At 50.9% G+C, this 14,343-nt stretch carries 11 protein-coding genes and 1 pseudogene; 9 read left to right on the plus strand and 3 right to left on the minus strand.

Features of this window, described 5'->3' with window-relative positions:
• Positions 1-163: 163 nt before the first annotated feature.
• Positions 164-1,132 (minus strand): annotated as a pseudogene (locus tag RAE21_RS18790) (IS5 family transposase).
• A gap of 241 nt (positions 1,133-1,373) precedes the next feature.
• Between RAE21_RS18790 and RAE21_RS18795 the strand changes: the two are divergent.
• From RAE21_RS18795 to RAE21_RS18820, 6 genes are all read left to right on the plus strand, one after another.
• Positions 1,374-2,630: a TolC family protein gene (locus RAE21_RS18795; protein WP_313882742.1), complete on the plus strand. Its 1,257-nt coding sequence runs from the start codon at positions 1,374-1,376 to the stop codon at positions 2,628-2,630.
• The gene (locus RAE21_RS18800) at positions 2,630-4,732 is read left to right on the plus strand and encodes an ATP-binding cassette domain-containing protein (RefSeq protein WP_313882743.1); all 2,103 of its coding nucleotides are present in this window, start codon (positions 2,630-2,632) and stop codon (positions 4,730-4,732) included. The genes RAE21_RS18795 and RAE21_RS18800 overlap by 1 nt, the downstream gene beginning before the upstream one ends.
• A 23-nt stretch (positions 4,733-4,755) precedes the next feature.
• Complete coding sequence (locus tag RAE21_RS18805) at positions 4,756-5,910, plus strand: beta-barrel domain-containing protein (RefSeq protein ID WP_313882744.1); 1,155 nt, start codon at positions 4,756-4,758, stop codon at positions 5,908-5,910.
• A 4-nt stretch (positions 5,911-5,914) separates the two neighbouring features.
• Entirely contained in the window at positions 5,915-6,790 is an 876-nt protein-coding gene (locus tag RAE21_RS18810; RefSeq protein WP_313882745.1) for a L,D-transpeptidase Cds6 family protein, read from the plus strand.
• A gap of 658 nt (positions 6,791-7,448) precedes the next feature.
• Positions 7,449-8,921, plus strand: coding sequence for an IS5 family transposase (locus RAE21_RS18815; RefSeq protein WP_313880209.1), 1,473 nt, complete (start codon positions 7,449-7,451; stop codon positions 8,919-8,921).
• Between the two features lie 152 nt (positions 8,922-9,073).
• A complete protein-coding gene (locus tag RAE21_RS18820; protein ID WP_313882746.1) occupies positions 9,074-9,682 on the plus strand; it encodes a helix-turn-helix domain-containing protein in 609 nt (202 codons plus the stop codon).
• 23 nt (positions 9,683-9,705) lie between these two features.
• On the opposite strand, the gene RAE21_RS18825 is transcribed toward RAE21_RS18820, so the two are convergent.
• Together RAE21_RS18825 and RAE21_RS18830 are read right to left on the minus strand one after the other, a co-directional pair.
• Positions 9,706-10,026 (minus strand): DUF1153 domain-containing protein, encoded by a 321-nt coding sequence (locus tag RAE21_RS18825; protein WP_313882796.1) that lies wholly within the window; start codon positions 10,024-10,026, stop codon positions 9,706-9,708.
• 42 nt (positions 10,027-10,068) lie between these two features.
• Positions 10,069-10,443 carry a plasmid pRiA4b ORF-3 family protein gene (locus RAE21_RS18830; RefSeq protein ID WP_346432778.1) on the minus strand — a complete coding sequence of 125 codons (375 nt, stop codon included), beginning with the start codon at positions 10,441-10,443 and terminating at the stop codon, positions 10,069-10,071.
• Positions 10,444-10,685: 242 nt separating this feature from the next.
• Here RAE21_RS18830 and RAE21_RS18835 point away from each other — a divergent pair, with 242 nt between their 5' ends.
• From RAE21_RS18835 to istA, 3 genes are all read left to right on the plus strand, one after another.
• Positions 10,686-12,158 (plus strand): IS5 family transposase, encoded by a 1,473-nt coding sequence (locus RAE21_RS18835; protein ID WP_313880209.1) that lies wholly within the window; start codon positions 10,686-10,688, stop codon positions 12,156-12,158.
• 265 nt (positions 12,159-12,423) lie between these two features.
• A complete protein-coding gene (gene tnpB / locus RAE21_RS18840; protein WP_313882748.1) occupies positions 12,424-12,606 on the plus strand; it encodes an IS66 family insertion sequence element accessory protein TnpB in 183 nt (60 codons plus the stop codon).
• A 193-nt stretch (positions 12,607-12,799) separates the two neighbouring features.
• Positions 12,800-14,332, plus strand: coding sequence for an IS21 family transposase (gene istA / locus RAE21_RS18845; RefSeq protein ID WP_313881606.1), 1,533 nt, complete (start codon positions 12,800-12,802; stop codon positions 14,330-14,332).
• The last annotated feature ends 11 nt before the right edge of the window (positions 14,333-14,343 follow it).

The following is a 14,343-nucleotide window of genomic DNA, read 5'->3' on the forward strand; positions in this document are numbered from 1 at the left end:
AACTCGCATGGATGTTAGGGATGGTCTGCACAACAGCCTCAGGAGCTGCCGTTGAGGGGGACTTGTTCACATGATGAAACCGCCGCCGAATTTGGCGTCAATTTCCCCTTCTACGGTCATGTTTTAGCCCCCATTCGGGCTCTTGCCCGAATTGCAGGCGCACTCATGCGTGCAGGTCCTGCAAAATTCGTTTGCGTACCATCCACAGGTTCGATAGCGCGAACAGCGTGACCAGTTGCGCTGTGTTCTTGGCCAGACCCCGGTAGCGCACCTTGACGTGGCCAAACTGGCGCTTGATCACCCGAAACGGATGCTCGACCTTGGCGCGCACGCTGGCCTTGAGCTTTTCAGCTTGCTCAAGCAAGGCACCCCAGCCATTGCTGGCCAAGGCACGATGCTTGCCCGGACGCATGGCCACTTGCCACTGGACAGCGGTGGCCTCCGGGCGCTTACCGGCACCCTGGTAGCCCGCATCGGCAAACACCACGCTCTCCTGGCCATGCAGCAGACCATGGCCTTGTGTGACATCGCTCACGTTGGCAGCCGTGCCGATCACGCTATGCACCAAGCCCGAGTCAGCATCCACCCCAATGTGCGCCTTCATGCCAAAGTGCCACTGGTTGCCCTTCTTGGTCTGGTGTATCTCGGGGTCTCGCTCGCCGTCTTTGTTCTTGGTCGAGCTGGGCGCAGCAATCAAGGTGGCGTCCACCACCGTGCCCGTCTTGAGCATCAGGCCCTTGGAGGCCAGTGTGGCGTTGATCGCGGCCATGATCTGTTGGCTCAGATCGCCCGCTTCAAGCAAGTGACGAAAGCGCAGGATGGTGCTTTCGTTGGGCAGGCGGCTCAGGCCAGGATCGAGTTGAGTGAACTGGCAGTAAAGAGGCACGTCGTGCAAAGCCTCTTACATGGCCGGATCGCTCAGGCCGAACCACTGTTGCATGAAGTGGATGCGCAGCATGGTCTCGACTGCAAACGGCGGCCGTCCCGTCTTGCCCGCAGGCGCATGCGGTTGGGTCAGTCCAACCAACTCCGTCCAGGGAACCACCAGGTTTATCTCGTCAAGGAACTCACGCTTGCGCGTGCGCTTGGTGGCCAATTCGAAACCAGCTGTGGCAAGGCTTTGTTGTTTCATGACCGTTTAACGCATGAGCTCGCCATCGGCTGACTTATGCAGACCTAGAGGTGAGCGGTTTTGCGATCTTATTTGAGAAATTGGCCGAAATCCACAGCCTCAACTGTCTGCAAAACGCAGATCAGCGCTGGGCGCTGGCTTGAGATGAATTCTATAGGGGCTATAGCATAGCGAAATGCAAGACTATGCAAGGAATTGAGCGGTGTGGATGGAAAAATACTGAAAAGGTTTGAGTGTCTATATGAAATATTCCGCAATAGCTTTATGGATTCTCAGTGTATCAACAGCACAAGCCGAAACTTTGCAGGCGCTGATTATTGAATCATTATCTCAACACCCAGCTCTGCTGGCACAGCGTGCCAGCTTGGAGAGTAGTAGTTCAGGCGTTGAAATAGCTAAATGGCAGTATTTCCCAACGCCTTCACTCTCGGTTGAGGGCGTTAGTGCTGCAAAGAAAGACTACTCATACCAAGGTGATGAACGAGTCACGACACTACGAATACAGCAGCCAGTCTGGACCGGGGGCAAAATTGCCGCTGGGGTTGAAAAAGCAGAGGCATCTATGTCCCAAGCAAAGGCCAGTGAAAAGGAAGTCCGAAAACAGCTTTCCTTGAAGATCATACAGGCGTTCAGCGATTGGGTTTCAGCAGACCTGCGCCTAAAGGTGGTTAATCAAAGCTACAAAATTCACGAGACGCTCGAAAAACAGTTGAGGCGACGAGTGGAATTGGGGGCTTCCGCTGAAAGTGATCGATCGGTCGTTTCAGTACGCCTGAATTCACTCTCTGCAGAGGTAGCGATGATAAAAGGTCAAATTAATTCTGCAAAAAGCAAAATTTCTTTAGCACTTGGACGCGAAATACAAAATTCCGAATTGGAAGCTGTTAGCAGTTCACCCTATCCTATATATGACTCGGTATCTGCTATTCAACAATTGGCAGTAATGAATTCCCCAGCACTAGAACGTCTTCAAGCACAAGAAAAATTAATAACTGCAACAGTTGCTGAAAAAAAAGCAGAACTATGGCCTCAAGTCTATTTAAGAATAGAGCGACAGTTTGGAAATTATTCAATACCCAATAGCGATCCTTCAACACGTTCGTTTCTTGGATTTTCGAGCTCATTAAGCCCAGGGCTATCAAATAAAGCTGCAATAAATGGTGCTCTAGCCCAGCAAGAAGCAGCTCGTGAAGAGATTAATGTTCACAAGTTGCTAGTGCGAGAAGAGGTAGTGAATGACTTTTTGCAATTAAGTATGTTGACCGAACGTCTAAATGCAATTAGGTCATCAATCATCATATCTGAAAGTATATTGGATTCATATACTCGGCAGTTTTTAGCTGGCCGGAAGTCATGGATAGAAGTTATGAATGCCGCTCGTGAGACTGCGCAATATCAATCTCAATGTTCAGAAATCGAAGCGGCACAAACACACCTCTCGTGGCGCCTTGCAGTAAATACCTATGGCTTACCAGCGGTCTTACTTGGAGAAAAATAATGCGTGTTGAAGAGATGCCCCGCGAACTATTACCAACCTTGTTGCGCCTATGCTACCTCATGCAGGTCGAGGTTGATGCGGTAGCACTCACAGAAGTTGTTTCAAAGTCATTTACGGATCAAACGATGCGAGATCCAACTAGCCTTCTTAGTGCAATTGGAAATGGGATGGGCTATGGATCAATACGTTTAATCCAAAAACCAGATCAGACGCTTGCTCCACTTTTAGTGAGGTTAAACGATGGCAGATGGGGAATACTGAGAGGCCGCAATTCTATCGGCCATTGGATAGTCGAGTGTCTTGATCTCCAATCTAACAATTGGACATTAAACAGCTATAGCGATGAAAAATCTTTCAAGAGCTTTTTGTTTGAAAAAATTAGCAAAATTGATAAACCTAAGAGTAGTGTTTTTAGACTCGTATGTGAAAAGCTAAAAGAAAACAAGAAATCGGTTGTCAGTCTTTTAATTGCCGGGCTAACAATTAACGTGCTTGTCATTGCAACTTCGTTGTATAGCATGCATGTCTATGATCGTGTGGTACCAACTGGTGCAAGCTCAACATTATTAGTTTTAACAATAGGCGTTTGTGCTTCTATTATATTGGAGCTTATAGTTAGACACGTGAGGTCTAACTTGTTTACCGAATTGGCATCAGATATTGATTCAGCTCTAGCAAAAGATGTTTACAACAGGTTTCTCTCGCTACGCCTAGACCAACTGCCTCAGAGCGTTGGGGGGCTAGCTTCTCAGCTTCGTGGTTATGAGAGCGTTCGTACATTTTTTACAGGAACATCCTCCCAGTTACTAACTGACCTGCCCTTCATCCTAGTATTTGCTATTTCAATTCTGATTATTGGTGGAAAACTTGTCTTCATTCCGCTCACATTCTTAATCATTTCTCTTGTCCTTGGGGTTTTGTCGTCTAACGAGAGTACACGAATGGCACTTATTGGATATCAAGCGACGAATCAGAAGATGGGCCTACTAGTTGAGACTGTCGAAGGAGCTGAAACAATAAAGGCCGGCCAGGGTGGGTGGCGAATGCTGTCGCGATGGCTAAAGGTAACTGCTGATTCTCAAAAGTCTGAGTTTTCAATCAAGAAATCGACTGAGTGGTATCAACATGTTGCCTCAACATTTCATCAACTGTCATATGTTCTTATAATTGCCGCTGGCGCACTTGTGGTCGGCCAAGGTGATTTAACGCAAGGTGGACTTATAGCAGTTAGTATTCTGTCGGGGCGTTTGCTTTCATGTATCGCGCTGATACCAGGATTTATTAGTCAGCTTAATCAAACAAGAGTTGCTATACAAGGTATCGATAAGTTATGGTCCATGAAAGATGACCATGATGGGTTACCTCAGCCCGTTGTCTTGCAAGGGATTGCCGGGAAATACAAATTGAGCTCAGTTGAATTCGCCTATGGCGGAAAACCTGTTCTAAATATACCTAATCTACAAATTTCCAGCGGATCAAAAGTAGGCGTAATAGGCCCGATTGGAGCAGGGAAAACCTCCCTGATCCGTCTTCTTTCTGGAATGTACAAGCCACAGTTTGGCAAGGTCTTGCTTGATGATATCGATATATCAATCCTGTCAAAACCGGTTTTATCTATGCACACCGCCTTTGTGGCTCAAGATGCTCGCCTATTTGCCGGGACGTTAAAGGACAATTTGATTTTGGGCATTATTGATCCAGGCGATCAATTTATTTATGAGGTTGCAAAAAAAACAGGGCTTTATGATTCGGTGTTAATGACTCATGAGAAAGGCTTATATCAAGAGGTCTACGAGGGTGGTACTGGCTTGTCAATTGGGCAGCGGCAGTTAGTCCACTTTACACGCGCATTCATGCGCAATCGATCTGTTTGGTTACTCGATGAACCAACTGCCTCAATGGATTCAGAATCAGAAAAAAGGGCGATTGAAGCGTTAAAGAGTACTATAAAAAAAGAGGACACTTTAATCGTGATCTCTCACAAATTAGATCTGCTATTGTTAGTCGATAGACTCATTGTCATTGTGAAGAATCAAATTGTCTTGGATGGCGAACGAGACTTAGTGCTTAGACATTTGAAAGATCAGCATGTAAATATTTAAAATCACCAATAGAACTATAAATCATGATTAAAAATTTCAATCATCTATCAGTGGTTTTTATATCATTTCTCTGTATTGTAGTATTCTTCGGGTGGACTACAATTTTTGATATAGATGAAACAATTCGTGCGCGCGGACAAGTTATTCCCAGTGCAAAGAATCAATTGGTCCAAAGCGCGGATGGTGGAGTATTGGCCGAACTGTTAGTGCATGAAGGTCAACATATTGAAGAAGGTCAGCTCTTAGCTACATTCGAGCCTGAGCGCCCCAGAGCTGCAGTATCTGAGTTGAACAGTAGGATGGCCGCAATAAAATCAGCACTAGCTAGAGCTCGAGCTGAGGCAAGAGGTTCTCCTTTGGATTTTGGAACCGAATTCGATGAGTATCAGGGTTTTGTTTCAACACAGACAGAACTTTACAAGCAGAAGCTGGCGACTCTCTTTACTGAGCTTGATACACTCAAATCTGTACTCGACACTGCTAATGATGAATTGGCTGTTAATCAGCAACTTCTACAAAGTGGAGATATCAGTGCTTTAGAGGTGAGCCGCTCGAAAAGACAGGTTCGAGAGATTGTTGGAAAAATAGAGGCCTCCAAACAGAAGTATCGTCAGGATGCCAGATTGGAGATAGTGAAATTGGAAGAGGATTTAGCGCAAATCCGCTCAAAACTGCTAGAGCGTGTCAGTGTACTTGACCATACTAGGGTAACGTCTCCAGCTTCTGGTATTGTAAAGTCCCTACGAATAAATACCATTGGTGGTGTCTTGCGTGCCGGTGACGAAATCTTACAGATATCCCCGACAGAGGGTGGCGTCATAGTGGAGGCAAAAATAAATCCTTCAGATATCGGACGTCTTTTAATAGGACACATTGCAGTCATAAGACTAGATGCGTATGATTATTCGTCATATAGTTCTTTGACAGGAAAAGTTGTCCACATCAGCTCTGATACGTTGACCGACCAGGCAGTAGCCAACGGGCAAGCATCCACCTATTATCGTGTAAACATTCGGTTTGATGATCCTGATATCCAATCGAACTTGTTACTTAAAAACATGGAAATAAAGCCGGGAATGACCAGCACCATTGATATTATGGTTGGCAAGCGCTCATTGTTTGAATATATCTTCAAACCTTTTGCAAGGGCTTTCAGAGGCGCACTTTCGGAGCGTTAACATTATGTTCAAACTCATTTTTGCTGTAATTTTTTCGTTTTTGACTTACGGCTGTCAGTCAGTCGATGTCAGCGCTTCTCTGGTGCTAGCTAGTAGCGCTCTTGAGTCTCCGCAGGACCAACGTGACAAGCACAAGTTGGATGTCAATAGGTCGCTCGCCACCGCGTTTGAGTTAATGAAAGTTGGCGAGTACGATACTGCGTCAATCATTCTTGAAGAAGCATATTTACTAGATCCGGATAACCCGTGGGTTCAATTAAATTTAGGGTTTATCTGGCAGAAATCTGGTCACCTTGATAAGGCTCGAAAAGCGTATTTGTATGTTCAGAATTATGCTGATTCTGATACGTTATTTTCCGGGAAACAGCTTGGCCCGGTACAAAGTCTATCGTTGAGAAACATTGCTCTGCATAACATAAAGTCTCTTGAGGCTCTCATAGACGAAAATCAAGATGTTGTTATGGTTATTGCTCCTAATCATCCAGAAATTGATCCGCTAGTGCCCAGCGAGTCGGAATTGTGTGATGCGCTCACCAATTGGAAACAAGCTTGGGAAGCCGCCAATATGCATGACTATTTTTCAATGTACATTTCTAGCTTTTCGGGAAAATTTAAAAGTCACTTTGCTTGGCGGGAAAACCGATTGTCTATTGTGCCTAACTCAAAAAACATAAGAATTAGTATTGGCGGCGAAATAATTGAATTTATTAATAGTGATTTGGCATCTATTACTTTCTTCCAGTCATATGATTCGCTTGGCTATTCAGATAGGGGGTGTAAAATGATTGTATTTTCACGGAGCTCCGGCAAGTGGTTGATCGTGAGTGAGACATTTAAACTAGGTGCAGTCGATCCGTCAGAATGTAAGTCGCGGTTCTAGTTAGATTCTAATTACGAATTAAAGGATTAATGCAATACACACTGCTGTGTATCCATTCTCTTGAATCAATGTTACTTTATTGCTCTAGTACCAATGTTGGATTCGTGCAAATTTCTGCGTGAATTGTACTGCACTCCATTTTTTGCACATGAACTGAAAGTCAATGGTGACGTTTAGTCGCTATTTACCTTGTGCTTGCGTTGGCTGCCATGTTGTGGATGCATATTCCGGATTCGGGGGAGACGGTTCGGGGCCGTGCGATCGAAATGCTTCCATGTTATCGGTCTTCGTTGACTGTTTTGTATTAATGAATGCATGCCTCGATGTACGGCACATTTCAATATGCGTGGTCGGCCGGGTTATGGCTTTTTGCCTTGACTGTCTTTGTATTGGCGATAATTGTCGAATCGAAACCCATGTTGTTCGTAGAAAAGGAATGTGAATATTGCGAGTGCAAACGCGAAGTAGCGGCCAGGGTGGATTTTTTAATCACGAAGTCCATGTCATGAAACTTAAACATGGTGCTGTAATTTGTTGTCCCTGCAAAACCCCTGCAACCCGCATGAACGCTTGTGATCTGGGGTGATTCCGGATGGTCAGAACTCTCAAATAGATATTCAATGGAGTCTGTTTTCTGGGAGTTTTTGAAAGCAGCGCCATGACCGATGACTTTTTCCGCAACCGCCTGGATCAGATGATCGATTTGCGCCACCCTCTGGCGGTGCTTGCTAACCGCATGCCTTGGCAAGAGATCGAAGCCTCCCTCGTCCAGCGCTGGGCACGCCAGGTCAAGTCTGGCAAGAAGATAGAAGACTTGGACTTGTTTGGTCCGGTCTCGGCCGTTGCCGGTGGCGGCGTCTCCAATGCCGGCCGTCCCCGTCTGCCCACCCGGTTAATGGTTGCCTTGCTGTACCTCAAGCATGCGTTCAATGAGAGCGACGAGGACGTGATCCAGCGCTGGGGTGAGACCCCCACTTGGCAGTACTTTTCTGGCAACGAATACTTTGAACACCAGTGGCCGTGCGACCCGACACAACTGGGGCGCTTTCGTAAAGCTCTGGGCGAAGAAGGCGTGGAAGAACTGCTGGCCCGCACCATGGAAGTGGCGGTCACCCTCAAGCTGATTGCCAAGAAAGAATTGACCCGCATGATCGTGGACTCCACGGTGCAAGAAAAAGCTGTGGCACATCCCACCGACAGCAAGCTGCTGGAGACCGCCCGATCCAAGGTGGTCGAGTTGGCCAAAGCCAATGGCATCGAGCTCAAACAGACCTACGCCAAAGAAGGCCAACTGCTGGGCTACAAGGCTGGGCGCTATGCCCATGCCCGCCAGTTCAAGCGCATGCGCAAAGCCATCAAACGCCAGCGCACCATCGTTGGACGGCTGCAGCGCGAGGTGGCTCGCAAGATGACCACGCTCAGCCAAGCCATACAAGAGACCTTGGGCCAGACCTTGGACAAGGCCAAACGCTTGGTCACGCAGACCGGCAGTCGCAAGGCAGTGGACAACCGCGCCAAGCTCTACAGCTGGCATGCGCCCGAGGTGGAGTGCATCTCAAAAGGCAAGAGCCGCAATCCGTACGAGTTCGGCGTGAAGGTGGGTCTGGCCATGACGCTCAAGGGCAATTTGATCGTGGGAGCCAGGAGCTTTCCCGGTAACCCGTATGACGGGCACACCATGCACGAGCAGATCGAGCAAAGCGCTATCCTGATGCAAGGCTTGGGGGTCAAGCCCGAGGTGGTGTACGCAGACTTGGGCTACCGGGGTGTGGACAAAGACAACCCGGACATTGAGATCAAACACCGGGGCAAGGACAAGCGGTTGACCGATGAAGAGCGCAGACTGCTCAAACGGCGCCAAGCGATCGAGCCGATCATCGGGCACCTCAAAGCGGATCACCGCATGGACCGCTGCCACCTCAAAGGCTCAGCAGGCGATGCACTGCACGCGGTGCTGTGCGCGGCGGGCTACAACATCCGCTGGCTGCTGCGGATGATCGCCCGGAAAGGCCTGGGCCTTTTGTTGTGCCTGCTGCAGGTGAGCGGTTTGACGGGCTTGTTTGAGAAATTGGCCAAAATCATCGGCCTCAACCGACTGCAAGGCTCAGATCGGCGCTGGGGGGTGGCTTGAAGTGAATTTTGCAGGGACGACTAAAGAAATGAACTAACGCTTTTGTTTGTTTTTTTAAAGATATTTCATTAAATTACATGCAGCAAAAGTGATCTGTGAATCAACAGTGTCTCCTGACAGGCTGTTTTACACTAATCTCCAAAGCTTGTGCTATGACCGAAAAACGCGACGTATTAACGACTCAACAGGCAGCAATTATTTTAGGTTTGTCAACCACCTCTGTTCAGAAGATGGCCACTAAAGGTGAGTTGGCTGGATGGATTACCCCTGGTGGTCACCGCAGGATCTTTCGTAGCAGTGTGGAACAACTGCTTGACTCACGCAAAAAAGGTTTAGCAGGCGTTACCGGCAGACTAACTCTACGCATCCTCTTGCTTGAAGACGATCATGTGCAAATAGCATCGTTTAAAGCCATTTTGAGGCGTATGGGTCATTGTGTTGAGCTTGCCATTGTGAATCCTGCAACACAAGCGATCGATTTGATCCTTGCTTTTCAGCCTGATCTGTTAGTCATGAATATTGACTCAGAACTGGTTGATGGGTTTAGGTTAGCGCAGGCAATTGAAGATGAATTTGGAATGAAAGGCCCCGATGTAATTGGTCTGACGTCCCTTTCCCTCGAACAGTTTAAGAAACATAGCCACATACCTATGCGAGTCGTACGTTTTGAAAAGCAATTAAATGCCGAACGACTATGTGGCTACTTGGATGCACTCACTGTTAAATTGCTGGGGGCGGATAAGCGTCCGGTAACAAGTTAATGTCATCGAGCTGACTTGCTGACCTATGCCAAAGGGTTTCTGAAGGGTGTTTGCAGTAGCTCGTCACCCCTCGTGGGCAGATCCGGGTTAAGTTGGCAGTACACCTGTCCAAGAACAGTCTTGCCCAAAGGCTGTTTCTGATAACAGTCGCCGGCGTATAGCATGCCAAATCCCTGTGGCTTGCTGCGCAGAGCGTTCTCCATGCCGCGCTTGTCTTCATCGACCCACTGTTCAACCTCAGATGGGTTGAGGTCGTAGGCCCGCGTGGCCTCTGAAATTGTGGCCTTACCTTGAATGGGGCCCAGGACCAGGGCCGTCTTTCTCTTGGCCGTCCAACGCTTGATGTGTAATAGCTCGGTGACTACCGTACTTGACGGCGCCGGCAATCAGATGCTGATGACGTCCAGGCGTTCCTGAGCTTGCATCGGGTCAAACTCACGGGGATCGAATTTCCCACCACAGTGATCCATCATGGACTGGTGTTCCGGGTGCTGTGGGTCACGGATGGCTTCCAGGAATTCTTCATAGCCTGGTGCACCGCCAATGTCCTCTGGTGGGCAGGCGTTTGCACCGGTGATGCACATTGCCGTTTCCAGTGGCACACCCAGATCCACGATGCGCTCCAGTTTGACCTTATGGGCCCAGAAGTCGCCATAGTCATAGACCCAGGTGAATGAAGCTGAACCTGCCAGGTAACCGGTCACTGTCCGGCGTTCTTGCGAACTGATTGCAGGTACCAAAGAATGCGCCCTGATCAACAAACAGGACGGGGTCGGATATGGAAGAGACGCAGAGCGTGCTCAGGCGTGCAGTGTTGAGTGAACAGACTTGGGCTGAGGTACTGGATCGTTTTGACCGCGCTGGATTGACGATAGATAGTTGTCCCTGCAAAACCCCTGCAACCCGCATGAACGCTTGTGATCTGGGGTGATTCCGGATGGTCAGAACTCTCAAATAGATATTCAATGGAGTCTGTTTTCTGGGAGTTTTTGAAAGCAGCGCCATGACCGATGACTTTTTCCGCAACCGCCTGGATCAGATGATCGATTTGCGCCACCCTCTGGCGGTGCTTGCTAACCGCATGCCTTGGCAAGAGATCGAAGCCTCCCTCGTCCAGCGCTGGGCACGCCAGGTCAAGTCTGGCAAGAAGATAGAAGACTTGGACTTGTTTGGTCCGGTCTCGGCCGTTGCCGGTGGCGGCGTCTCCAATGCCGGCCGTCCCCGTCTGCCCACCCGGTTAATGGTTGCCTTGCTGTACCTCAAGCATGCGTTCAATGAGAGCGACGAGGACGTGATCCAGCGCTGGGGTGAGACCCCCACTTGGCAGTACTTTTCTGGCAACGAATACTTTGAACACCAGTGGCCGTGCGACCCGACACAACTGGGGCGCTTTCGTAAAGCTCTGGGCGAAGAAGGCGTGGAAGAACTGCTGGCCCGCACCATGGAAGTGGCGGTCACCCTCAAGCTGATTGCCAAGAAAGAATTGACCCGCATGATCGTGGACTCCACGGTGCAAGAAAAAGCTGTGGCACATCCCACCGACAGCAAGCTGCTGGAGACCGCCCGATCCAAGGTGGTCGAGTTGGCCAAAGCCAATGGCATCGAGCTCAAACAGACCTACGCCAAAGAAGGCCAACTGCTGGGCTACAAGGCTGGGCGCTATGCCCATGCCCGCCAGTTCAAGCGCATGCGCAAAGCCATCAAACGCCAGCGCACCATCGTTGGACGGCTGCAGCGCGAGGTGGCTCGCAAGATGACCACGCTCAGCCAAGCCATACAAGAGACCTTGGGCCAGACCTTGGACAAGGCCAAACGCTTGGTCACGCAGACCGGCAGTCGCAAGGCAGTGGACAACCGCGCCAAGCTCTACAGCTGGCATGCGCCCGAGGTGGAGTGCATCTCAAAAGGCAAGAGCCGCAATCCGTACGAGTTCGGCGTGAAGGTGGGTCTGGCCATGACGCTCAAGGGCAATTTGATCGTGGGAGCCAGGAGCTTTCCCGGTAACCCGTATGACGGGCACACCATGCACGAGCAGATCGAGCAAAGCGCTATCCTGATGCAAGGCTTGGGGGTCAAGCCCGAGGTGGTGTACGCAGACTTGGGCTACCGGGGTGTGGACAAAGACAACCCGGACATTGAGATCAAACACCGGGGCAAGGACAAGCGGTTGACCGATGAAGAGCGCAGACTGCTCAAACGGCGCCAAGCGATCGAGCCGATCATCGGGCACCTCAAAGCGGATCACCGCATGGACCGCTGCCACCTCAAAGGCTCAGCAGGCGATGCACTGCACGCGGTGCTGTGCGCGGCGGGCTACAACATCCGCTGGCTGCTGCGGATGATCGCCCGGAAAGGCCTGGGCCTTTTGTTGTGCCTGCTGCAGGTGAGCGGTTTGACGGGCTTGTTTGAGAAATTGGCCAAAATCATCGGCCTCAACCGACTGCAAGGCTCAGATCGGCGCTGGGGGGTGGCTTGAAGTGAATTTTGCAGGGACGACTAGATAAATTTTGCAGCCGCGAAGGCATCAGTCGCAGCAGCCTTGCTCGCCGACGCACGCTTAGGAATAAACAGAGGGGAATCGCGTCCCCGCTGCGAACGAACAAGGTAGCCCCCACCACCGTGCCGAAGGCGGCGTTCGTTGATCTGGGCGACCTTGCTGGAGTGCACGGCAGCGGCAATGGAGCCATGGGGTTACGCATCGAACTCGGCTCGGGCATGAGTTTGCATCTGGTACGCCGGTAATGTTCTTTCCCGAGGGCCGCATTCGCGTGTTCCTGTATGGCCAAGCTGCCGATATGCGCCAGTCCTACGACGGCTTGTACGCTCTGGCACGCCAGGGGTTTGAAGTGGATGTGCTGGCCGGACACATGTTTGTTTTCATCAACCGGCGGCAAACACAGATTGGGTATTTCGGACGAACGTGAACAGCCATTTCGGGCAACGTGAACGGGCGTTTTGATAGCTTGCAGCTAAGGATTTCGGCATCGTGAACGTTGATTTCGGAGTCGTGAACAGCGAATGTGGCGCAGGCGTATGCCTGCATAGAAGTGGGGACTGAAGTTGCGCAAATGAGACCACCCTGGCGGGTAGGCTGCCTGATTTTTGACAGGAGGCCGGATGCCCGCCCGAAAGATCGCGATGCGCAAAGTTAAAGAAACATTGAGATTGAGCCTGGAGTGCAGGCTACCCTACGATCAGATATCCCAAGCCCTGGGACTGTCCAAAGGCGTCATCTCCAAATACATCCGTCAGGCTCTTGCAGCAGGACTGGATTGGAGTGCCATAGAAACCTTGGATGAGGGAGAGTTACACCGCAAATTGCGGGGCCAGCAAAGTGAGCCCGTTGTCTTTGTTGCGCCTGACTACGCACGGGTGCACTTGGAGCTGCGCGGCAAAGGCGTTACGTTGATGCTGCTGTGGCAAGAATACTGCGCCAAGTGGGCCGAAGACACCCAGGTCAGGCCTTACCAGTACACCCAATTCTGCGAGCACTACCGCCGGTTTGCCAAGACACTGAAGCGCTCAATGCGCCAAGTGCATCGCGCCGGAGAAAAACTGTTCATTGACTACGCTGGCCCGACCATTGTGCTGGCCGAGGGTGGTAAAGCCAATATCTTCGTGGCCGCCTTGGGCGCCTCAGGTTACGCCTTCGCGTGGGCGACACCTGCACAGACCACGGCAGATTGGCTGGAGGGGTGTGTCAAGGCGCTGACCTTCTATGGTGGAGTGCCGCAGCTAATCGTGCCGGACAACCCGCGCGCAGTGATTGCGCAGGTCAGCCGTTACGAGCCCCGAGCTACTGACACCGTGCTGGACTTTGCATGCCATTACGGCTGCAGCGTACTACCTGCGCGTGCCTACCACCCGCAGGACAAGGCCAAAGTCGAGTCCACGGTCCAGATTGTTGAGCGCTGGATATTGGCGCGACTGCGGCATCAATCGTTTCTTAGCGTCACTGAGGTCAACGCAGCCATTGCCCCTTTGCTGGAGTATCTGAACAACAAACCGTTTCAGAAGCTACCCGGATGCCGGGCAAGCGCGTTTACCGCCCTGGATGTGCCAGCATTGATGGCCCTGCCGCCTGAACCGTTTGAGCTTGCGGTATTCAAGACGGTCAAAGTACACATTGACTATCACGTCGAGTTTGAAGGCCACCGCTATAGCGTTCCACATGCACTGGTGGGCCAGACGCTGGAGCTGCGGGTGACCCGCACCACACTGGAGATTCTGAACCGGGGCCAGCGGGTGTGCAGCCACCTCAGAAGCGCTCGCCGGGGCGGCTTCACCACGACGGATGAACACATGCCAGAGGCACACCGGGCGCATGCACAGTGGAGTCCGGAGCGGCTTCTGGCCTGGGGCGAGCAAATCGGCGTGGCCACGGCCGGGGTAGTGAGCAAGATGCTGGAGCGCCAGCGCCACCCTGAACATGCCTACCGGGCCTGCTTGGGTTTGCTCTCCCTGGGGCGCCGATACGGCCATGCCAGGCTGGAAGCGGCGAGCTTGATGGCGCTGCAGTTGGGCACCTGCAAATACAGCCATATCCGCGACATCCTGGTCAACCGCGGGGATCAGTTGCTTAAGACCGAGGCCCCCGAGTGGAGCAGCCCGGCACATGCTCACGTGCGCGGGCCTGGCTATTACCAATAGAGACGAATGGA

It is taken from the genome of Rhodoferax potami, assembly GCF_032193765.1.
Taxonomy (GTDB): domain Bacteria; phylum Pseudomonadota; class Gammaproteobacteria; order Burkholderiales; family Burkholderiaceae_C; genus Allorhodoferax; species Allorhodoferax potami.

Bases quoted from the DNA above. Each gene is read 5' to 3' on its own strand.
- RAE21_RS18835 (WP_313880209.1), top strand. From the start codon at position 10,686: ATGACCGATGACTTTTTCCGCAACCGCCTGGATCAGATGATCGATTTG.
- tnpB (WP_313882748.1), top strand. From the start codon at position 12,424: ATGTTCTTTCCCGAGGGCCGCATTCGCGTGTTCCTGTATGGCCAAGCT.
- RAE21_RS18800 (WP_313882743.1), top strand. From the start codon at position 2,630: ATGCGTGTTGAAGAGATGCCCCGCGAACTATTACCAACCTTGTTGCGC.
- RAE21_RS18815 (WP_313880209.1), top strand. From the start codon at position 7,449: ATGACCGATGACTTTTTCCGCAACCGCCTGGATCAGATGATCGATTTG.
- RAE21_RS18795 (WP_313882742.1), top strand. From the start codon at position 1,374: ATGAAATATTCCGCAATAGCTTTATGGATTCTCAGTGTATCAACAGCA.
- RAE21_RS18810 (WP_313882745.1), top strand. From the start codon at position 5,915: ATGTTCAAACTCATTTTTGCTGTAATTTTTTCGTTTTTGACTTACGGC.
- RAE21_RS18820 (WP_313882746.1), top strand. From the start codon at position 9,074: ATGACCGAAAAACGCGACGTATTAACGACTCAACAGGCAGCAATTATT.
- istA (WP_313881606.1), top strand. From the start codon at position 12,800: ATGCCCGCCCGAAAGATCGCGATGCGCAAAGTTAAAGAAACATTGAGA.
- RAE21_RS18805 (WP_313882744.1), top strand. From the start codon at position 4,756: ATGATTAAAAATTTCAATCATCTATCAGTGGTTTTTATATCATTTCTC.